We start from the raw sequence: 19,261 nt of genomic DNA on the forward strand, positions 1-19,261 counted from the left end.
ATGGCCGCCATAGACCTGAACGCCGACCTCGGCGAAGGCTTCGGAATCTGGGAACTCGGCGACGACGACGCCATGCTGGACGTGGTGACAAGCGCCAATGTCGCCTGCGGTTTCCATGCCGGTGACCCCGCCAGGCTGGCCCGGACATGTCGCGCTGCGGCTGATCGCGGCGTTCGGATCGGCGCCCAGGTGAGCTACCGAGATCTCGCCGGCTTCGGCCGACGGTTCATCGACGTCGAAGCGGCCGATCTGACCGCTGAAGTCATCTACCAGGTCGGCGCACTCGACGCGCTGGCCCGCGTGGCCGGATCTCGCGTCAGCTACGTCAAACCACATGGCGCCCTGTACAACTCGATCGCCGGCCACCGCGCCCAGGCGCGGGCCGTGGCAGCGGCGGTGCATGCTGTCGATCCCCGCCTGCCGGTGCTCGGCCTGGCCGGTTCGGCGTTCTTCGAGGAGGCGCAGCGGCTGGGTCTGCGCACCGTCGCCGAAGCCTTCGCCGACCGCGCCTACACCCCGGAGGGCAGGCTGGTCTCCCGACGCGAGCCGGGCGCGGTACTGCACGACCCGGAGGCGATCGCCCAGCGGGTTGCGGACATGGTCGACAGCGGCGAGGTGGACGCCATCGACGGCCGCCGCATCACCGTTGACGTCGAATCGGTGTGTGTGCACGGCGACTCACCCGGTGCGGTACAGATCGCCCGTGCGGTGCGCGACCGCCTGACCTCGGCCGGGGTGGCGCTGACGCCCTTCGTGTAGCGGACGCCCGACGTTCGCATGGACCTGATGTGATTCCCGCCGCCCGATCCCTATGCCTACTGACCCTCAGCCGTAGAGTCGTCTGGTGCGACTACGCCCCGGCCGACCCGAAATCTCGCGGCACGCCGCGAAGTTCGCCGTACCGGCAGCATCAGCACAGTCACCGGTGACGGTCACCTGGATGGGCGTGTCGACGCTGCTGGTAGACGACGGTGAATCGGCTCTGCTCACCGACGGATTCTTCAGCCGGCCCAGCTTGGCCAAGGTCGGACTCGGCCGCCTCGCGCCCTCGGCACCGCGCATCGACGGCTGCCTGGCCCGGGCCGGGATCACTCGGCTGGCTGCGGTGATACCGGTACACACCCACTTCGACCACGCGCTCGACAGTGCCGCCGTCGCCGAACGCACCGGAGCCGTGCTGATCGGTGGCGAATCAGCGGCCAACATCGGCCGTGGCCACGGGCTGCCCGAGCACCGCATCCAGGTGGCGACGTCCGCAGCGCCGATCGACCTCGGTCCTCACGAGGTGACGCTCATCGCCTCCCACCACTGCCCTCCGGACCGCTTTCCCGGCGCCATCACCTCTCCGGTGACGACGCCGGCGCGGGCGTCGGCGTACCGGTGCGGTGAGGCCTGGTCGCTGCTGCTGTGGCACCGGCCCACCGATCGCCGGCTGTTGATCCAGGGCAGCGCCGGTTACGTTCCCGGCGCACTGGCGGGCCGTCGTGCCGAAGTGGCCTACCTGGGGCTCGGCCAGCTCGGCGTCCTGCCCGAGTCGTACCTGCGCGAGTACTGGGAGCACACGGTCCGTGCCGTCGGCGCGCGCACGGTCATCGGTATCCACTGGGACGATTTCTTCCGGCCCCTGTCGAAGCCGTTGCGGGCGTTGCCCTTTGCGGCCGACGATCTGGACAACTCGATGCGCGTGCTACAGCGCTTCGCCGACGCCGACGGGGTGTCGTTGTTCCTGCCCACGGTGTGGCGGCGCGAGGACCCCTGGGCTTGACCATCACGCTGATCGTTTCCCTGGCGCTGCTTGCTGCCGTCCTCGGCTTCGCCATCGCGCGACCGAGAGGTTGGCCCGAAGCGATGGCCGCTGTGCCTGCCGCGCTGTTTCTCGTCGCGATCGGTGCCGTGTCCATGGACGACGCCCGAGCCGAGATCGAGCGATTACTGCCAGTGGTCGCCTTTCTGGCCGCGGTGCTGGTGCTTGCGAAGCTCTGCGATGACGAAGGGCTGTTCCAGTCGTTCGGTGCGCTGATGGCCCGCGCCAGCGCCGGGGCGCCGCCGCGGCTGCTGCGCCAGGTCTTCGTCCTGGCCGCCGCCACCACTGCGGTGTTGTCACTGGACGCGACGGTGGTCCTCCTGACCCCGGTGGTGCTGGCCACCGCCGCCACGCTGCGGGTGCCCGCCCGCCCCCACGCCTACGCGACGGCCCACCTGTCCAACACGGCGTCGCTGCTGTTGCCGGTGTCCAACCTGACCAACCTGCTTGCCTTCGCCATGCTGGATCTGTCGTTCGTCGAGTTCACCGCGTTGATGGCCGCGCCGTGGCTGGTGGCCATCGCCGCGGAATACGTGATCTTGCGTTTCGTCTTCCGCAGGGACCTGGCGCCCGTCGCGGACGGTGCGCCCGTCGAGAAACCCGAGCAGCCGATCTTCGTCCTCGTGGTGCTGGCGCTGACACTGGCCGGTTTCGCCGGCACCTCCTTCCTGGGTGTGGACCCGGTGTGGGCGGCGCTGGCCGGAGTTCTGGTCCTCGGTATCCGCAGCCTGGCCCAGAAACGCAGTACCGTGGCCGGCATCGCGCAATCGGCGAACGTGCCGTTCCTGGCGTTCGTGCTGGCGCTGGGCGTGGTGGTCAAGGCAGTGACGGATGCCGGCTTGGAATCGGCGATGGATCGGGTGCTCCCGTCGGGTACCGGTCTGGTTGCACTTCTCGGATACGCCGCCGTCGCCGCCGTGTTGGCCAATCTGGTGAACAATCTGCCCGCGGTGCTGGTGCTGCTGCCGCTGGTGGCGGCGGCCGGACCCGCCGCGGTGCTGGCAGTCCTGATCGGTGTCAACATCGGGCCCAACCTGACCTATGTCGGGTCGCTGTCGAACCTGCTGTGGCGGCGGGTTCTGACCAGCCGCGGCGCCGCCACCAACGCCGTCGAGTTCAGCCTGCTCGGTCTGCTCACGGTGCCCGTGACGCTGGTCGCGGCGGTGGTGGCGCTGTGGGCCGGGGTGGAACTTCTGGGCGTCAGCTGATTCGTTGGTACGCGCGCGGCAGCGGCAAGCCCAGCTCGCTCATCACCTGACGCAACAAGGTCGGGTAGTCGGTGATGATGCCGTCGACTCCCATCGCGATCTGGGCACGCATCTCGTCCGCGTCGTTGACGGTCCACGGGACCACCGTGAGGTCGTGGCCATGTGCCCGTTCGACGAGTGCAGGATCCACCAGTGCGTAGTTGGGCGACAAGATGTTCGCACCGGCCTGCATCGCCGCGTACACCGGGTCGTTGTCTGCCTGCGCGGGATCGATACCACCCAGCCACGGCGAGCCCGGCACCCAGGTGGTGTCGTCCCAGAGGGCGACCAGCGGGATCGACGGTTCGGCGGCACGCACCATCGGCAGGGTGCGCCAGTCGAAACTCTGGATCTCGACCTGGCCGGTCTTGCCCGCGGCACGCACCGCGGCCAGGATGACGTCGACGAATTGCTGTGGCGGGGCCGAGTTCTCGGGCTTGTCCGCCTCGACCTTGGTCTCGATGTTGTAACGCACGTCGGCACCGTAGGAATCCGCCAGCGCGAACACCTCCGGCAGGGTGGCGATTCGATTACCGTGCACCACTTCGGCATTCGGGTAGGCCGGCAGCAGCTTGCCGCAGTCCAGGGTGCGCAGTTGCGCGGCGGTCAGGTCGACCACGAGCTTGCCGACGTACGGGTACTGCGGATCACCGGGGAAGGCCGGGGCGGTGTCGGAGCACTTGTCGGCTTGGATCACCGGGTCGTGCCACACCATCGGCTGGCCGTCGGCGGAGATCACGATGTCGAGTTCGAGTGTGCTGACGCCGAGCTCCAGCGATTTGGCGAAGGCGCGCAGCGACTCTTCGGTGGTCTCACCGCGGCCGCCGCGGTGTGACTGCAAGTCGAACTCCCCTGGCTCCGCGTACGCTTCGGGAGCCGAGGACAGGGCGAACATCAGAGCCGCCAACGCGGCGAGGGTACGCACACCATCGACGTTAGCCGCGATCAGCCGTAGAAGGTGCTGCGCACCGAGATGTCACCCAGAGTTCAGCTGCGGCGCTGCCGGGCGATCTCGGCCAGCACCACTCCGGCGGCCACCGACGCGTTCAGCGACTCGGTGGGCCCGGCCATCGGAATCGAGACCACCGCATCGCAGTGTTCCCGCACCAGCCGCGACAGTCCTTTGCCTTCTGAACCGACGACGACCACCACAGGACCCCTGGCATCGAGCTCGTCGAGGGTGGTGTCACCCCCCGCGTCCAGTCCGATCACCTGCAGACCACCGTCGGCCCAATCCTTCAGTGTCCGATTGAGATTGGTGGCACGGGCCACCGGAAGCCGGGCCGCGGCGCCTGCACTGGTGCGCCACGCGACAGCGGTGACCGACGCCGAGCGGCGCTGCGGGATCACCACACCGTGGCCTCCGAACGCCGCCACCGACCGCACGATCGCGCCCAGGTTCCGGGGATCGGAGATGTTGTCCAGTGCCACCAGCAGTGCGGGAGCCGAATCCTGTGTGGCCGCGCGCAGCATGTCGTCGGGGTGGGCGTAGATGTAGGGCGGGACCTGCAACGCGATGCCCTGATGCAACCCGTTGGTGCTCAGCCGGTCCAGGTCGGTGCGCGGAACCTCGAGAATCGGGATGCCGGAATCGGCTGCGCGGGTGACGGATTCGGTCAGCCGCTCATCGGCGTCGGCGCCGAGTGCGACATAGAGGGCGGTGGCGGGCACACCGGCGCGCAGGCATTCCAGCACCGGGTTGCGGCCCAGCACGATCTCGGTGTCGTCGGTCTTTTTCGGTCGGCCCTGCTGCTGCTTGGCGACCTTGTTGGCCCGCTTGGCGGCCGGATGATTGGGGCGCAGGTGCGCCGGAGGGGTGGCACCACGACCCTCCAGACCACGACGCCGGACACCGCCGGAGCCGACGGTCGGCCCCTTCTTGGTGCCAGCCTTGCGAATCGCGCCGCGTCGCTGCGAATTGCCCGCCACGACTAGACCTCTTCTTTCCGGTTGCTGTCCAACAACTCCCACTGCGGGCCGTCGGCGGTGTCGGTGACGTCGATACCGGCTTCTTTGAGGCGGTCGCGGATCTGGTCGGCGGCGGCCCAGTCACGTGCGGCGCGCGCCTCCTGCCTGCTGTGCAGGGCCCACTGGACCATCACATCCACTGCGGCCAGCGCCGCGGAGGTCTCATCACGCAGTTCCCAGCGCTCGTCGAGGGGGTCACAGCCCAGGATCCCCATCATGGCGCGGATGGACTTCGCGGCAGCCATGGCGCCGTCGTGATCGCCGGAATCCAGCGCGCGGTTACCGTCGGCGCGGGTGCTGTGCACCTCGGCCAAGGCCATCGGCACGGCCAGATCGTCATCGAGGGCGGCGGCGAACTTCTCGGTCCAGGTACCGGGAACCACAGCGCCCACCCGGGTACGCACCCGGTGCAGGAAGTCCTCGATCCCGGTGTAGGCCTTCACCGCGTCCTGCAAGGCCACCTCGGTGAACTCCAGCATGGAGCGGTAATGCGCACTGCCCAGGTAGTAGCGCAGCTCGGCAGGCCGAACCCGTTGCAGCACAGCCGGAATGGACAACACGTTGCCCAACGACTTGCTCATCTTCTCGCCGCCCATGGTGACCCAGCCGTTGTGCAGCCAGTACCGGGCGAACCCGTCGCCGACAGCGCGCGCCTGGGCGATCTCGTTCTCGTGATGTGGGAACACCAGATCCATGCCACCGCAATGGATGTCGAACTCCGCACCCAGATACTCGTGGGCCATCGCCACGCATTCGGAATGCCAGCCGGGCCGGCCACGACCCCACGGCGTCGGCCATGCCGGCTCACCCGGCTTGGCGCCCTTCCACAGGGTGAAGTCGCGCTGATCGCGTTTCCCGGTGGCCACACCCTCGCCCTGGTGCACGTCGTCGATGCGGTGCCCGGACAGCGCGCCGTACTCCGGATAGCTCAGCACGTTGAAGTAGACGTCGCCGCCTCCGGTGTAGGCGTGCCCGCGGTCGATCAGCCGCTCGATCAACTCCACGATCTGGGTGATGTGCCCGGTGGCGCGGGGCTCGGCCGACGGCGGAAGCACGCCCAGCGCGTCGTACGCCGCGGAGAAGGCCCGCTCATGGGTGGCGGCCCATTCCCACCACGGCCGGCCTGCGGCGGCGGCCTTGTTGAGGATCTTGTCGTCGATGTCGGTGACATTGCGGATGAAGGCGACGTCGAAGCCCTTGGCCGTCAGCCAGCGGCGCAGCACGTCGAAAGCCACCCCGCTGCGGACATGCCCGATATGGGGCAGGCCCTGAACGGTGGCCCCGCACAAGTAGATGGACACGTGACCGTCGCGCACCGGGACGAAATCACGCACTTCACCTGTCATGGTGTCGTGGAGTCGCAGGCCGGTCACGACGTGCCAGCTTACCGGCCGATCAGGCCCCGACGGTCATCGGCAAGATCAGAGCCGTCGCGATGGCGGCCAAGCCCTCGCCGCGACCGGTCAGGCCCAGCCCGTCGGTGGTGGTCGCCGACACCGAAACCGGCGCGTCGAGCAGGCCCGACAGCAGCTGCTGCGCCTCCTCGCGGCGCGGTCCGACCTTCGGCCGGTTGGCGATCACCTGCACCGCTGCATTGCCGATCCGGTAGCCGTTGTCGGTCAGCAGGGCGCGGACATGGCGCAGCATGTCGGCGCCCGTCACTCCGGCCCACCGGGGGTCGTCGACACCGAACACCCCGCCGATGTCACCGAGCCCGGCCGCCGACAGCAGCGCATCGCAGAGCGCGTGCGCGGCCACATCGCCATCCGAGTGCCCGGCGCAGCCGTCGGCGCCGTCGAATTGCAGGCCCAGCAGCCAGCAGGGCCGTCCGGGCTCGATCGGGTGGACGTCGGTGCCCAGACCGACCCTGGGGATCGTCACAGGGCGCCGGCCCGCGTCAGGACCGCTTCGGCCAGCACCAGATCCATCGGAGTGGTGATCTTGAAAGCCATGGGGTCGCCCACGACCGTCTGTACCTGGCCACCGATGCTCTCCACCATGGAGGCGTCGTCAGTGAACAGCCCGGTGCGCCCGTAGGCGCGCTTGAGTACCTCGGTGGTGAACCCCTGGGGAGTTTGAACGGCCCGCAGCCCGGCGCGTTCGGGGGTTCCCAGTACGACGCCGTTGGCGTCCACCGCCTTGATGGTGTCCGCCAGCGGCAACGCAGGAACCACCGCGGTGTGGCCGTCCCGTAATGCCTCGACGACCCGCGCGATCAGCGTCGGTGGGGTCAACGGCCTGGCGGCGTCGTGTACCAGGATGAATTCGGCGTCGCCGGCCGCTTCCAGCGCGGCCCGCACCGATTCGGTGCGGTCGGCACCGCCGCTGACCACGGTGACCTGGTATTCGGGATCACCGAGCATCAGCGACGCCTCGTCGGTCCTGGCGGGTGGCACTGCGACCACCACGCCATCGACCACGCCGGATTCACGTAATCCGGCAATGGCACGCTCGATCAGGGTGAGGCCACCCAGATGAACGAACGCTTTCGGAACGCCGGCGGCCAGCCGTTCACCGGAACCGGCGGCCGGCACTATCGCGACAGTGCGCATTGTCCGTCAGGACACCGTCGCTCAGGACGCGGCGGCCAGCACCTCGTCGAGGATGGTCTCCGCCTTGGCGTCATCGGTGTTCTCGGCGAGCGCGAGTTCGCCCACCAGGATCTGACGGGCCTTGGCCAGCATCCGCTTCTCGCCGGCGGACAGACCGCGCTCCTGATCGCGACGCCACAGATCCCGGACAACCTCCGCGACCTTGTTGACGTCTCCAGAAGCCAGCTTCTCGAGGTTGGCCTTGTACCGGCGCGACCAGTTGGTCGGCTCCTCGGTGTGAGGCGCCCGCAGCACCTGGAAGACCTTGTCCAGGCCCTCTTGCCCAACAACATCACGGACGCCGACATACTCGGCGTTCTCAGCGGGAACACGAACGGTCAGATCGCCCTGGGCAACCTTCAGAACGAGGTATTCCTTCTGCTCGCCCTTGATGGTCCGGGTTTCGATCGCTTCGATCAATGCAGCACCGTGATGTGGATAGACAACGGTGTCTCCGACCTTAAAAATCATCAGTTTCGAGCCCCTTTCGCTAGTTCAGGATAGCACGGGAGCGAAACTCGCGTGTTCCAACTGCGCAGGTCAGGGGCCACAACCGCCGCCGCAGGGGGTTGACAGGGGCCGAAAAGCGTGCAAGTCGGCCCGCCTCCGACCCCGCCCCGGAGCAGCCCAGCAATGCCGGCGCCGCCCCCGATCAGGTGATCTTGATGTGCTTCCGGCAACCCTTGGGTACCGCGCCTGTGCGGCACCTACTACTCTGCATAGTCGAATCAAGGCGGCCGCTCACAGGAGGCTCTCAGTGCCGATGGACAACCCCATCAAGAAGACCTTCGGGATCTCCCTGTTGGCGGCGAGCGCAACCGCCGTCCTGGTGGGTTGCGGAGCCGGCCAGATCTCGCAGGTGGCCACGCAGGAGCCCGCGGTCAACGGGACCGGCGGCGTCGTCGAGAACGTGGTGCTGCGCAACGTCCACATCCAAGCCGTCCAGACCTCGGATGCGCTCGAGCCCGGCACCGATGTCGACCTGATCTTCAGCGCCACCAACCAGTCCCCCGACACCCCCGACCGTCTGGTGCGCATCACCTCCGAGGTCGGCACCGTGACCTTGACGGGCAATACCGAACTGCCGGCCAACGGGCTGCTCGAAGTCGGCGTCCCCGACGGAGTCGAAGAACTGGCCGCGGTGCCCGAGGCCGCCGATGGAGCCGAGGCCACCGTCGCGTTGTCGGAGCCGATCAGCAACGGCCTCACCTACCCGTTCACCTTCACCTTCGAGCGGGCCGGCGACAAGGTGCTCGACGTGCCGATCTCGGCGGGCAACGCACCCCGCCAGGGCGGCGAAGGCGGCGGACACAGCGGCGAAGGGCACTAGCCCGTCACCGCTCGTGCGTGTCCGGTGACGATCTGTCACACCCGGCCGCTACGGTCACGCCGTGGCTAAAACCGGCGGCACGAAAGCACGCACGCAGTACCGCTGTTCCGAGTGCCAGTATGTCACCGCCAAGTGGGTGGGCCGCTGCCCGGAATGCGGCACCTGGGGCACCGTCGACGAAGCTCCGGTGCTCAGTGCGCTCGGGGGTTCCACACACCGCGCCATCGCACCCGCCTCGGCCGCGGTACCGATCAGCGCCATCGATCCCGCCCGCACTCGTCACGTTCACACCGGCGTCAGCGAACTCGACCGGGTGCTCGGCGGGGGCATCGTCCCCGGCTCGGTGACCCTGCTGGCGGGCGAGCCCGGCGTCGGCAAGTCCACCCTGTTGCTCGAGGTGGTGCACCGCTGGGCCGAGGCCGGCCGCCGCGCCCTCTACGTCTCCGGGGAGGAATCGGCGGGGCAAATCAGGATGCGCGCCGAGCGCACCGGGTGCACTCACGACGAGGTGTACCTGGCCGCCGAGTCCGACCTGCACACCGTGCTCGCGCACATCGATCAGGTGAAACCGTCCCTGGTGATCATCGACTCGGTGCAGACCCTGTCCACCACCGACACCGACGGCGTGACAGGCGGGGTCACCCAGGTGCGCGCCATCACCACGGCGTTGACCGGGTACGCCAAATCGACGGCTGGGCCAGGTGTGGCGATCATCCTCGTCGGTCATGTCACCAAGGACGGAGCCATCGCGGGCCCGCGGTCGTTGGAGCATCTCGTCGACGTCGTGCTGCATTTCGAGGGCGACCGCAACACCGCGCTGCGGCTGGTGCGGGGCGTCAAGAACCGGTTCGGCGCCGCCGACGAAGTGGGCTGTTTCGTGTTGCACGAGAACGGAATCGAAGGCGTGGCCGACCCGTCGGGGTTGTTCCTCGACCAGCGGCCCGATCCGGTTCCCGGCACTGCTGTCACCGTTGCGCTGGACGGCAAGCGGCCGTTGATCGGCGAGATCCAGGCCTTGATCGGGGTGCAGGAAGTGCCCTCGGCGCGGCGCGCCGTCAGCGGAATCGACCAGTCGCGGGTCGCCATGATCGCCGCGGTGCTCGAAGCCAGGGCCGGGCTGTCCATCGGCAAGCACGACATCTACCTGTCGACCGTCGGCGGGATGCGGCTCACCGACCCGTCAGCGGATCTGGCGGTGGCACTGGCGATGGCCACGTCCTACGCCCAGCTGTGCCTGCCCACCTCCACCGTCGTCATCGGCGAGGTGGGGTTGGCCGGGGACCTGCGGCGTGTCACCGGGATGGATCGCCGGCTCGCCGAGGCCGCGCGTCTCGGGTTCACCAGAGCGCTGGTACCTCCCGGCGCCGTGAACTCCAACAAACAGGGACCCAAGACCATGCACACCATGGAGGTCGCCACCATCAGTGCGGCTCTGAAGGCGATGCTCACCATTGCGGTGCAGCCGGCCAGCAAACCCCCGGAGGTCCGAATGGGCAAGCGGCCGGACCTGAAAGTGGTGGACGGTCGTCGGAACGAAGCGGTCACAGGGGACAATGACTGGCTGTGACGCCCACTGACAAGCCGACACTGCGCGAGACGGTGGGGCGCCTGGCGCCCGGTACCGCGCTGCGAGACGGCTTGGAGCGCATCCTGCGGGGCCGCACGGGTGCCTTGATCGTGCTCGGCTACGACGACAGCGTCGAGTCCATCTGCGACGGTGGCTTCGCCATCGACGTCCGGTACGCGCCCACCCGATTGCGCGAACTGTCGAAGATGGACGGCGCCGTGGTGCTGTCCACCGACGGTAGCCGGATCATGCGCGCCAACGTCCAGCTGGTGCCCGACCCGTCGATTCCCACCGATGAATCGGGCACCCGGCATCGATCTGCCGAACGGTCGGCCATCCAGACCGGCTATCCGGTGATCTCGGTGAGCCACTCGATGAGCATCGTGACGGTGTACGTCGCCGGCGAACGCCATGTGGTCGCCGATTCGGCGACCATCCTGTCGCGGGCCAACCAGGCGATCGCCACCCTCGAACGCTACAAAGCGCGCCTCGATGAGGTCAGCAGGCAGCTCTCCACCGCCGAGATCGAAGACTTCGTCACATTGCGCGACGTGATGACGGTGGTACAGCGGCTCGAAATGGTGCGGCGCATCGGTATCGAGATCGACAACGACGCCGTGGAGCTGGGTACCGACGGGCGGCAGCTTCGCCTCCAGCTCGAGGAACTCCTCGGCGGAAATGACACCGCCCGCGAGCTGATCATGCGCGACTATCACGCCAATCCGGAGCCCCCGTCGAAAAGCCAGGTGGCCCGCACACTGGATGAACTGGACAGTCTCTCCGACACCGAGCTGCTCGACTTCACCGCGCTGGCCCGGGTGTTCGGTTACCCGTCGACGGTCGAAGCGCAGGACACCGCGCTGTCCGCCCGGGGCTACCGCGCGATGGCCGGGATCCCGCGCCTGCAGTTCGCCCACGTCGATCTGCTGGTGCGTACCTTCGGCTCACTGCAGGGTCTGCTGGCAGCCAGCGCCACCGATCTGCAGTCGGTGGAGGGGATCGGCGCCATGTGGGCGCGCCACGTCAGGGAGGGTCTGTCGCAGCTGGCGGAGTCGACGATCGCCGACCGACTGGCTTGATCAGCCGGTCGACGACGCGCCAGGTCGGGGTGCTCAGCCCACCGGGCCAGGCAGCGGGCCGGCCGGCGCGGGCGGCAGAGCGCCCGCCGGAGGCGGCACGTCACCGGGCGGCGGCGGAGCGTTCGGATCCGCCAGAATGAACGGCACCGTCGCCGATCTCAGGTTGCCCAGCTGGACCACCAGGTTGTACGTACCGGGCCCGATGGGCTGCCGCGGCAGCGGGCACTGCGCCTCGGAACCCATCCCGGTCCAGGTCACCTCGGTGGTCACCTGCTCACCCGGGGCGAACGTCTTGACCAGCGTCTCGTTGGACGGCGCGCAGTCCAGGTTCGACCAGAGCCGCTTGTTGTCCAGCGAGTACACATAGGCGGCCAGGACCGCCGCACCGACATCGCGCTGGCAGGCGACCAGGCCGATGTTCGTGACGACCATGGTGAACTTCGGCTGATCGCCGATGGTGTAGCGCGGTTGGCTGGTGATGCCCTTGACCGCCAGGGTCGAGTCCGGGCAGTCGTCACCCTCTTGCAGCACCGGCGGCGGCTCGACGGCCACCGTGGGGGTGGGTGTCGGCGCCGGCGCATCAACAGCCGGGGGGACCACCGGCGTCTTGACCTCAGGGGTCGGTGTGGGCGCCAGCGGTCCCTGCGCGGTGTTGGGCTGATCGTCGGTGGTGGTCGACGGTTCGCTACTGGAACCACCTCTGACCACCAGTAACACGATGGCCACCACGACGACGATGACAAAAACCGCGATGCCTATCGCCAACGCCCGGCGTCGGCGATAGATCTCCGGCGGGAGTTGGCGATGGGGTTCGGTTTCCAGCACTTACTCACGGTAAGCCGAGGTCACCGCTGACAGTTCGACCTGGCGCGGCGTGTCGCGACGCGGCTGAAACGGCCCTGGTGTGCTATTCGCCGATGTCGCCGAGGTGAGTGCGCAGCGCCACCTTGCCGTCGGCGAGGTGATAGGTGAGCCCGACAATCGCCAGGGTGCCGTCCTTGACCCCGTTGGAGATGGTGGTCGAGCGATCTACCAGCTGCGATCCGGTCTCGACGACGTGGCGGGCCTCGAACTCGTCCACCCGCTCCAGGCCGTCCTTGCGCCCGAGCAGGATCGACGGGGTGACCCGTTCCACGACGTCACGGATATAGCCTCCCGGCACTGCCCCGTCATCGAGTGCGGTCAGCGTGGCTTTGACCGCGCCGCAGCTGTCGTGGCCGAGGACCACGATGAGCGGCACATTGAGCACGGTGACGGCGTATTCGATGGATCCGAGCACCGCGGAGTCGATGACATGGCCCGCGGTGCGCACCACGAACATGTCGCCGAGGCCCTGATCGAAGATGATCTCCGCGGCCACCCGGCTGTCGGCGCACCCGAACACCACGGCCGTGGGCTTCTGGGCCTCGGTCAGGCTGGCCCGGTGCTCGATGCTCTGGCTGGGGTGCTGGGGTTCGCCGGCGACAAAGCGCTCGTTACCCTCTCTGAGTGCCTTCCATGCGGTCACAGGACTGGTGTTCGGCATGGATGTCATTGTGCCTTGCCGGTGTGGGCCGCACCCAATGACCATCCAAGCCGCCGAAGTGGTGACCTGGTTCGACCGCGAGCGACGCGATCTGCCGTGGCGTCGGCCCGAGGTCAGTGCCTGGCAGATCCTGGTCAGCGAGTTCATGCTGCAGCAGACGCCGGTGGCCCGTGTGCAGCCCATCTGGCTGGACTGGATCGCCCGCTGGCCCACCCCGTCGGCCACGGCCGCTGCCGGCGCCGCGGACGTGCTGCGGGCGTGGGGCAAGCTGGGATATCCGCGCCGCGCCAAACGCCTGCACGAATGCGCGACGGTGATCGCCACCGAACACGGCGACGTGGTGCCCGACGACGTGGAGACCCTGCTGTCACTGCCGGGCGTCGGGAGCTACACCGCCCGGGCGATCGCCTGTTTCGCGTATCAGCAGTCGGTCCCGGTGGTGGACACCAACGTGCGCAGGGTGGTGGCCCGCGCCGTGCACGGGCTGGCCGACGCCGGTTCACCGTCGGCCAGACGCGATGAGGCCGACGTGGCTGCGCTGATTCCCGACGATGACACCGCACCCCGCTTCTCGGCGGGGTTGATGGAGCTGGGCGCCTTGGTGTGCACGGCTCGGAACCCCCGGTGCGGGCTGTGTCCGCTGTCCCAATGCGCTTGGCGGGCAGCGGGTTTCCCACCCTCGACCGCACCGGCCAAGCGGGTGCAGAAGTACGCCGGTACCGACCGGCAGGTGCGTGGTCGCCTGCTGGATGTGTTGCGGGCCAGCGACTCTCCGGTGCCGCGCGCGCAGCTGGACATGGCCTGGCTGACCGACACCGCGCAACGGGACCGGGCGCTGGACTCACTGCTGATCGACGGCCTGGTGGAGCAGACGGAGGACGGCCGCTTCGCCCTGGCAGGCGAAGGCTGAGAGGCCGAGTCGCGGGCTCAGGCCGTGGCTTGGCAGTCCTCGCAGGCGAACCGGCGTCGATAGTCCGACGGCGTGATGCCGATGACCCTGCGGAAGTGGTGCCGCAGCAGCGTGGCGGTGCCGAATCCGGCTTTGTCAGCGATCCGGTCGATGTCCAGACCCGTCTCCTCGAGCAACCGCCGCGCATACAGCACTCGCTGATCGGTCACCCACTGCATCGGGGTGCGGCCGGTCTCTTCGACGAAGCGCCGCGCGAAGGTACGGGCCGACATGTGCGCACGCGCCGCCAGTGAGGCGACGGTGTGCGGGTGTTGCAGGTTGGCCATGATCCAATCCAGTTGAGGCGCAAAGCCTTCGGAGTGACTGGCCGGGATGGGCTGATCGATGTACTGCCGCTGTCCGCCGTCGCGCTGCGGCGGCACCACCATCCGGCGCGCGATGGCGTTGGTTGCCGCGCTACCGATTTCGCGGCGCACCAGGTGAAGACAGGCATCGATGCCGGCTGCCGTACCGGCGCTGGTGATCAGATTGCCGTCGTCGACATAGAGCACGTTGCGGTCGATCTTCGCGGTGGGATAGAGCCGCGCCAATTCGTCGGTGTGCATCCAGTGTGTGGTGCACGCTCGACCGTCGAGCAGACCCGCGGCGCCGGCGACGAACGCACCCGAGCACACCGTCAGGACGATCGACCCGGTGTCGGCGGCCTGCCGTATCGCGTCGAGAGCCTCCTGCGGATAGTTGGAGGCGGCGATCGCGGGGATCGCCACCAGGTCCACCCCGAGGAGGGCACTGAAATCATGGTCGGGCGTCAGGCTGGCCCCCACCGAGGTGCGCACCGGGACACCGGCTTGCGGTCCGCAGACCTTGAAATCGAAATTCGGGACGCCCTGGGCAGAGCGGTCGATCCCGAACACCTCGCAGATGACGCCGAATTCGAAGGGCGCCAAACCGTCCAGCACCAATGCTGAGACACTCTTGATCATGGCGGTATTTTAGTCTTCCTCGTCAGTTCTGCCACTGTTGGCCGGATTTGAACCGTCGCAAACTTGCTGCCATGGCTACTGCACTCACCTATCTGCTTCTCACAGCTGTCCTGCTCGCTCCGTTCGCACTCATCGGAGCCGTCGCCCGCCGCGCGCACCGGGAAGGGCACCTGCGCTGGAACCTCGACCAGTTCCGGTTCAGCGCACCCATGATCGGCCGCCTCTTCGAAGACGACGCCGACATGCGGCGACTGAGCCATGACCTGGATGCGGTGCGCACCCGATTCGAAGAGCACCCGTCGTGGCCGGAATCAGGCGCGTTGGGGGAACGTCGTTAAGAACTCCTCAACCGCATGCTGATATTCCTGCGGCGCATCGTCATGGACCAGATGACCGGCCCCCGGAACCAACTGATACCTGATCAGGTCAGTCCGGAGGCCGGTCTCGTACATCTGGCGCATCTGCCCGGGTGGCGCGACGGAGTTACCCGCCTCGATCAGCAGCGCGGGCGCCTGAACAGCACGCCATTGCGCCCAGTAGTCCCGCCTGCCCCATTCGGCGGCGATCTGCACCCAGCGTTCGACGTGCCCGTGCAACCGCCATCCGGCGCCGGTCCGGTCGAAGGCATCCAGGAAGTAGCGCCCTGCCACCGCGCCGAAGATGTCGATGACCTGCTGCTCGGTACCGAACTCGACCGGCAAGGCCAGCAGCCAGGGCTCCCACGGGCCGGTGGTACGGCCGCGGAAGTCCGGGGCCATGTCCTCGATGACCAGAGCCGTCACCAATTCCGGTCGCGCGGCTGCCAGACACCAGCTGTGCAGTGCGCCCATGGAGTGGCCGATCAGAGCAGCGGGAGCACCCAGACCGGTGACGGCCTCCCCCAGGTCCTCGACGAACCTCTCGGTGCTGATCGGGTGGGGATCATCGACACCGCGACCCCGATGCCAAGGCGCGTCGTAGGTGTAGACGGCGCCCAGACCGGTGAGCCATGGCAGTTGGCGAAACCAGGTGCTGCCGCGCCCCATCAACCCGTGCACCAGCACCAGCGGATCTCCGTGCCCGCCCTGGTACGTCAGCGGGCCGGTCATGGCATCGGTTCGGTACGCATAGGTGAAGCGGTAGCCTAACGCCATGTCCGTGGTGAAGATCAACGCAATCGAGGTCCCCGCCGACGCCGGCCCAGAGCTGGAGAAGCGGTTCGCCCACCGCGCGCACGCGGTCGACAATCAGCCCGGTTTCCTGGGGTTCCAGCTCCTGCGTCCCGTCAAGGGTGAGGACCGCTATTTCGTGGTCACGCAGTGGGAGTCCGAGGAGGCGTTCCAGGCGTGGGCCACCGGACCCGCGATCGAGGCGCACAAGGGTCAGCAGAGCAATCCGGTGGCCACCGGCGCATCTCTGTTGGAGTTCGAGGTAGTGCTGGACGTTGCCGGCACCAAGTAGTACCCGGTTCGGGCGGCCGCTGGGCCGCCTGACCGCTCTGGTGTGCACGGCTGCGCTGACCACCTCTCTGGTCAACGGATGCGCGCCACCCAACGCCACCCCCTCGGCAAACGCCGGCGACACGGGTATCCACATCAGCACCGGCACCCCGCAGGGGGTTCGGGCCAAGCAGATTATGGACATGCTCAACTCCGATTGGCCCATCGGACCCAACGGCACCAAGACGCTCGCCGCGCCCGATCTGGTGGAGTACGTCTGGCTCACCATGGATTCGATGTGGTACGACCGGCCTTACACCCTGGCCGGTATCGAATTCGGTGCGGGCACAGCGACTCTGCGACTTGTCACCTCCTACGGCGGGCGGCAGGACATAGAGTTCCGGATCAACAGTGACACTCTGCTCGACCGGTTCAAGGTGACCAACCAGCCGCCCGAGATCGACTCGTGGGACGACGTGGACGCGGCACTGTCCAAGACCGGTGGCAAGTACTCCTATCGGGTGTCGAAGGTCGACAACGGCCGGTGCGAACAGCTCGCCGGCAGCAATACCGGCGAATCCCTGCCGCTGGCTTCGATTTTCAAGATGTATGTGTTGTACGCCGTCGCCGACGCGGCGCGCGCGGGCACCCTGTCGTGGGACGAAGAGCTGACCATCACCACCGAGGCCAAGGCCGTCGGCTCGTCCGGTTTCGACAAGCTGCCCGCGGGTTCACGGGTTCCGGTGCGCCTACTCGCCGAAAAGATGATCGCCAACAGCGACAACATGGCCACCGATCTGCTCATGGAGCGAGTGGGGCACGAAGCCGTCGAACGCGCCCTGGTGGCCACCGGACACCACGACCCGGCGAGCATGACTCCGTTCCCCACCATGCACGAACTGTTCTCGATCGGCTGGGGCAAACCCGATGTGCGCGAACAGTGGAAGCAGGCAAGCCCGGCGGTCAGGGCGCAGATGCTCGAAGACACCAAGTCGCGCCCCTACGAGCCCGACATGACCCGAACGACGTCACCGGCCTCGGCCTATGGCGCCGAGTGGTACGGCAACGCCGAAGACATCTGCCGTGTGCACGCCGCGTTGCAACACATGGCCCACGGAGCTGCCGCACCCGTCCGCGACATCATGTCCGCGATTCCCGGCATCGACCTGGACCGGCAGCAGTGGCCCTACATCGGCGCCAAGGCGGGCAATCTGCCTGGCGATCTGACGTTCAGCTGGTACGCCGAAGACAAATCAGGCCAAGGCTGGGTGGTGAGCCTGCAGACGAACTTCACCCGCTTCCACGGGCCCGGCACCGCGGGGTGGCTGATGTCGGTGATCAAGCCGATGTTCGGGATGATCCCGGAACCGGAGAACTAGCGCTACAACTGGATGCCGGTGTACTTGGTCTCGAGGTAGGCATCGAGGCCTTCCACGGCGCCTTCTCGCCCCAGCCCCGATGCTTTGGTGCCGCCGAACGGCGCAGCGGGATTGCTGACCACACCGCGGTTGATGCCCGTCATACCGGTGTCGAGTCCGTCGGCGACGCGCAGGGCACGGGCCAGATCCCGGGTGAACACATAGGATGCCAACCCGTAGGGAGTGTCGTTGGCCTCCGAGATGACCTCCTCTTCGTCGTCGAACTCGTAGACAGGGGCGACGGGGCCGAAGATCTCCTCCGTGCGGATGTCGGCGTCGGCCGGGATGTCGCGCAGCACGGTGGGCTGATAGAAGAAACCCGGCGGATCCAGCGGTGCTCCCCCGGTGACACATTCAGCGCCTTTGCGCACTGCGTCGGCCACCAGCGCGGTGACCTTGGCCAGGTGACGGTCGTCGATCAGCGGCCCGAGCTGCGAGCGCTCGTCAGCTCCGTCCCCCACCCGCACTGCGGCCATCCGCGCGGCGAAGCGTTCGACGAACTGCTCGGCGACAGCGCGGTGGACGAAGATCCGGTTGGCCGCGACGCACGATTCACCCCCGTTGCGGAGCTTGGCCACCATGGCACCGTCGACAGCCTGGTCGATATCGGCGTCGTCGAACACGATCAGAGGCCCGTTACCTCCGAGTTCCATCGACGTGTTCATCACGTTCTCGGCGGCCTGTCGTAACAGCACCTTACCCACCTGTGTCGAGCCGGTGAAGGAAATCTTGCGTGCGCGTGGGTCTTTCATGATCGCACCGACGACCGTCGGGGCCGCGGTGGTGGTGATGACGTTGACGACGCCGGCTGGGACTCCGGCCTCGGCCATCACCTGCGCCAGCAGCAGACTGGTGAGCGGAGTCTGCTCGGCGGGCTTGAGCACCGCCGTGCAGCCCGCAGCCAATGCCGGCGCGAGCTTGCGTGTCGCCATGGCCAGCGGGAAGTTCCACGGCGTGATCAGTAGCGACGGCCCCACCGGGCGTTTGGAGACGGCGATCCGGTACTGGCCGCCCGGCTCGACACCGAACTGGCCCTCCAGGTGCAACCGGGTGGCGGCCTCGGAGAACCACCGGAAGAAACCGGCGCCGTAGGTCACCTCGCCGAGCGCTTCGGCCCGCGGCTTGCCCATCTCGGCGACGATCAGGTCGGCGAACTCGTCGGCGCGAGCGGTGATCGCGTCGTACACGGCGCGCAGGAGATTGGCGCGCTGCTGCGCCGTCGTTGCGGCCCAAGCCTTCTGGGCCCGATGAGCACTGTCGAGCGCACGCCGGCCGTCTGCGACGGAAGCGTCGGCCACCTCGGCGAGGTGCGTTTCGGTGGCGGGGTTGAGCACCGCGATCACGGCCCCGGTCTCCGCCGGCACCCATTGCCCGTCGACGAACATGGTGCCGGTGGGGATCGGCAGCGTGGGCGCGCTCAC

General features: G+C 67.9%; 21 protein-coding genes. 10 read left to right on the forward strand and 11 right to left on the reverse strand.

Annotated elements, in window-relative coordinates; all coding sequences use genetic code 11:
• From AC3A6P_RS30050 to AC3A6P_RS30060, 3 genes are all read left to right on the forward strand, one after another.
• Entirely contained in the window at positions 1-759 is a 759-nt protein-coding gene (locus tag AC3A6P_RS30050; RefSeq protein WP_487696032.1) for a LamB/YcsF family protein, read from the forward strand.
• Between the two features lie 85 nt (positions 760-844).
• The gene (locus tag AC3A6P_RS30055) at positions 845-1,765 is read left to right on the forward strand and encodes an MBL fold metallo-hydrolase (RefSeq protein ID WP_487696033.1); all 921 of its coding nucleotides are present in this window, start codon (positions 845-847) and stop codon (positions 1,763-1,765) included.
• 2 nt (positions 1,766-1,767) lie between these two features.
• Positions 1,768-3,012: an SLC13 family permease gene (locus tag AC3A6P_RS30060; RefSeq protein WP_487696069.1), complete on the forward strand. Its 1,245-nt coding sequence runs from the start codon at positions 1,768-1,770 to the stop codon at positions 3,010-3,012.
• On the opposite strand, the gene AC3A6P_RS30065 is transcribed toward AC3A6P_RS30060, so the two are convergent.
• The 6 genes from AC3A6P_RS30065 to carD form a co-directional block, all read right to left on the reverse strand.
• Positions 3,005-3,976 carry a glycerophosphodiester phosphodiesterase gene (locus tag AC3A6P_RS30065; RefSeq protein WP_487696034.1) on the reverse strand — a complete coding sequence of 324 codons (972 nt, stop codon included), beginning with the start codon at positions 3,974-3,976 and terminating at the stop codon, positions 3,005-3,007. The genes AC3A6P_RS30060 and AC3A6P_RS30065 overlap by 8 nt on opposite strands.
• 62 nt (positions 3,977-4,038) lie before the next feature.
• Positions 4,039-4,980 carry a 23S rRNA (guanosine(2251)-2'-O)-methyltransferase RlmB gene (gene rlmB, locus AC3A6P_RS30070; RefSeq protein ID WP_487696035.1) on the reverse strand — a complete coding sequence of 314 codons (942 nt, stop codon included), beginning with the start codon at positions 4,978-4,980 and terminating at the stop codon, positions 4,039-4,041.
• A gap of 2 nt (positions 4,981-4,982) precedes the next feature.
• Entirely contained in the window at positions 4,983-6,392 is a 1,410-nt protein-coding gene (gene cysS, locus AC3A6P_RS30075; RefSeq protein WP_487696036.1) for a cysteine--tRNA ligase, read from the reverse strand.
• A 22-nt stretch (positions 6,393-6,414) separates the two neighbouring features.
• On the reverse strand, positions 6,415-6,900 hold the full coding sequence (gene ispF, locus AC3A6P_RS30080; protein WP_487696037.1) for a 2-C-methyl-D-erythritol 2,4-cyclodiphosphate synthase: 486 nt from the start codon (positions 6,898-6,900) through the stop codon (positions 6,415-6,417).
• On the reverse strand, positions 6,897-7,571 hold the full coding sequence (gene ispD / locus AC3A6P_RS30085; RefSeq protein ID WP_487696038.1) for a 2-C-methyl-D-erythritol 4-phosphate cytidylyltransferase: 675 nt from the start codon (positions 7,569-7,571) through the stop codon (positions 6,897-6,899). Before ispD ends, ispF begins: the two co-directional genes overlap by 4 nt.
• Before the next feature lie 21 nt (positions 7,572-7,592).
• On the reverse strand, positions 7,593-8,081 hold the full coding sequence (carD, locus tag AC3A6P_RS30090; RefSeq protein ID WP_003921720.1) for an RNA polymerase-binding transcription factor CarD: 489 nt from the start codon (positions 8,079-8,081) through the stop codon (positions 7,593-7,595).
• 292 nt (positions 8,082-8,373) lie between these two features.
• Between carD and AC3A6P_RS30095 the strand changes: the two genes are divergently transcribed.
• The 3 genes from AC3A6P_RS30095 to disA all read left to right on the forward strand — a co-directional run bounded on the left by AC3A6P_RS30095 (position 8,374) and on the right by disA (position 11,586).
• Complete coding sequence (locus AC3A6P_RS30095) at positions 8,374-8,940, forward strand: copper chaperone PCu(A)C domain-containing protein (RefSeq protein ID WP_487696039.1); 567 nt, start codon at positions 8,374-8,376, stop codon at positions 8,938-8,940.
• A gap of 61 nt (positions 8,941-9,001) precedes the next feature.
• Entirely contained in the window at positions 9,002-10,507 is a 1,506-nt protein-coding gene (radA, locus tag AC3A6P_RS30100; RefSeq protein WP_487696040.1) for a DNA repair protein RadA, read from the forward strand.
• Positions 10,504-11,586, forward strand: coding sequence for a DNA integrity scanning diadenylate cyclase DisA (disA, locus tag AC3A6P_RS30105; RefSeq protein ID WP_487696041.1), 1,083 nt, complete (start codon positions 10,504-10,506; stop codon positions 11,584-11,586). The genes radA and disA overlap by 4 nt, the downstream gene beginning before the upstream one ends.
• Before the next feature lie 33 nt (positions 11,587-11,619).
• Here disA and AC3A6P_RS30110 read toward each other — a convergent pair whose 3' ends face one another.
• Entirely contained in the window at positions 11,620-12,411 is a 792-nt protein-coding gene (locus AC3A6P_RS30110; protein ID WP_487696042.1) for a hypothetical protein, read from the reverse strand.
• Positions 12,412-12,493: 82 nt separating this feature from the next.
• Entirely contained in the window at positions 12,494-13,111 is a 618-nt protein-coding gene (locus AC3A6P_RS30115) for a carbonic anhydrase (protein WP_487696043.1), read from the reverse strand.
• Between the two features lie 37 nt (positions 13,112-13,148).
• Here AC3A6P_RS30115 and AC3A6P_RS30120 point away from each other — a divergent pair, with 37 nt between their 5' ends.
• Positions 13,149-14,021, forward strand: a complete 873-nt coding sequence (locus AC3A6P_RS30120) for an HhH-GPD family protein (RefSeq protein WP_487696044.1) — start codon at positions 13,149-13,151, stop codon at positions 14,019-14,021.
• Between the two features lie 17 nt (positions 14,022-14,038).
• Here AC3A6P_RS30120 and AC3A6P_RS30125 read toward each other — a convergent pair whose 3' ends face one another.
• On the reverse strand, positions 14,039-15,004 hold the full coding sequence (locus AC3A6P_RS30125; RefSeq protein WP_487696045.1) for a GlxA family transcriptional regulator: 966 nt from the start codon (positions 15,002-15,004) through the stop codon (positions 14,039-14,041).
• A gap of 71 nt (positions 15,005-15,075) precedes the next feature.
• Between AC3A6P_RS30125 and AC3A6P_RS30130 the strand changes: the two genes are divergently transcribed.
• On the forward strand, positions 15,076-15,342 hold the full coding sequence (locus tag AC3A6P_RS30130) for a hypothetical protein (protein WP_487696046.1): 267 nt from the start codon (positions 15,076-15,078) through the stop codon (positions 15,340-15,342).
• On the opposite strand, the gene AC3A6P_RS30135 is transcribed toward AC3A6P_RS30130, so the two are convergent.
• Positions 15,316-16,092 carry an alpha/beta fold hydrolase gene (locus AC3A6P_RS30135; protein WP_487696070.1) on the reverse strand — a complete coding sequence of 259 codons (777 nt, stop codon included), beginning with the start codon at positions 16,090-16,092 and terminating at the stop codon, positions 15,316-15,318. The genes AC3A6P_RS30130 and AC3A6P_RS30135 overlap by 27 nt on opposite strands.
• A 43-nt stretch (positions 16,093-16,135) precedes the next feature.
• Here AC3A6P_RS30135 and mhuD point away from each other — a divergent pair, with 43 nt between their 5' ends.
• Positions 16,136-16,444: a mycobilin-forming heme oxygenase MhuD gene (gene mhuD, locus AC3A6P_RS30140; RefSeq protein WP_487696047.1), complete on the forward strand. Its 309-nt coding sequence runs from the start codon at positions 16,136-16,138 to the stop codon at positions 16,442-16,444.
• Positions 16,428-17,801 (forward strand): serine hydrolase, encoded by a 1,374-nt coding sequence (locus AC3A6P_RS30145; protein ID WP_487696048.1) that lies wholly within the window; start codon positions 16,428-16,430, stop codon positions 17,799-17,801. Before mhuD ends, AC3A6P_RS30145 begins: the two co-directional genes overlap by 17 nt.
• Positions 17,802-17,803: 2 nt before the next feature.
• Here AC3A6P_RS30145 and AC3A6P_RS30150 read toward each other — a convergent pair whose 3' ends face one another.
• Complete coding sequence (locus AC3A6P_RS30150) at positions 17,804-19,261, reverse strand: NAD-dependent succinate-semialdehyde dehydrogenase (protein ID WP_487696049.1); 1,458 nt, start codon at positions 19,259-19,261, stop codon at positions 17,804-17,806.

Source organism: Mycobacterium sp. Soil_C_30 (assembly GCF_057656995.1).

What these genes read in the sequence shown, in the direction of transcription:
- AC3A6P_RS30050 (WP_487696032.1), top strand. Translation starts at nt 1, where the DNA reads ATGGCCGCCATAGACCTGAACGCCGACCTCGGCGAAGGCTTCGGAATC.
- ispD (WP_487696038.1), bottom strand. Translation starts at nt 7,571, where the DNA reads ATGCGCACTGTCGCGATAGTGCCGGCCGCCGGTTCCGGTGAACGGCTG.
- carD (WP_003921720.1), bottom strand. Translation starts at nt 8,081, where the DNA reads ATGATTTTTAAGGTCGGAGACACCGTTGTCTATCCACATCACGGTGCT.
- AC3A6P_RS30095 (WP_487696039.1), top strand. Translation starts at nt 8,374, where the DNA reads ATGGACAACCCCATCAAGAAGACCTTCGGGATCTCCCTGTTGGCGGCG.
- AC3A6P_RS30115 (WP_487696043.1), bottom strand. Translation starts at nt 13,111, where the DNA reads ATGCCGAACACCAGTCCTGTGACCGCATGGAAGGCACTCAGAGAGGGT.
- AC3A6P_RS30120 (WP_487696044.1), top strand. Translation starts at nt 13,149, where the DNA reads ATGACCATCCAAGCCGCCGAAGTGGTGACCTGGTTCGACCGCGAGCGA.
- AC3A6P_RS30125 (WP_487696045.1), bottom strand. Translation starts at nt 15,004, where the DNA reads ATGATCAAGAGTGTCTCAGCATTGGTGCTGGACGGTTTGGCGCCCTTC.
- AC3A6P_RS30130 (WP_487696046.1), top strand. Translation starts at nt 15,076, where the DNA reads ATGGCTACTGCACTCACCTATCTGCTTCTCACAGCTGTCCTGCTCGCT.
- AC3A6P_RS30135 (WP_487696070.1), bottom strand. Translation starts at nt 16,092, where the DNA reads ATGACCGGCCCGCTGACGTACCAGGGCGGGCACGGAGATCCGCTGGTG.
- mhuD (WP_487696047.1), top strand. Translation starts at nt 16,136, where the DNA reads ATGTCCGTGGTGAAGATCAACGCAATCGAGGTCCCCGCCGACGCCGGC.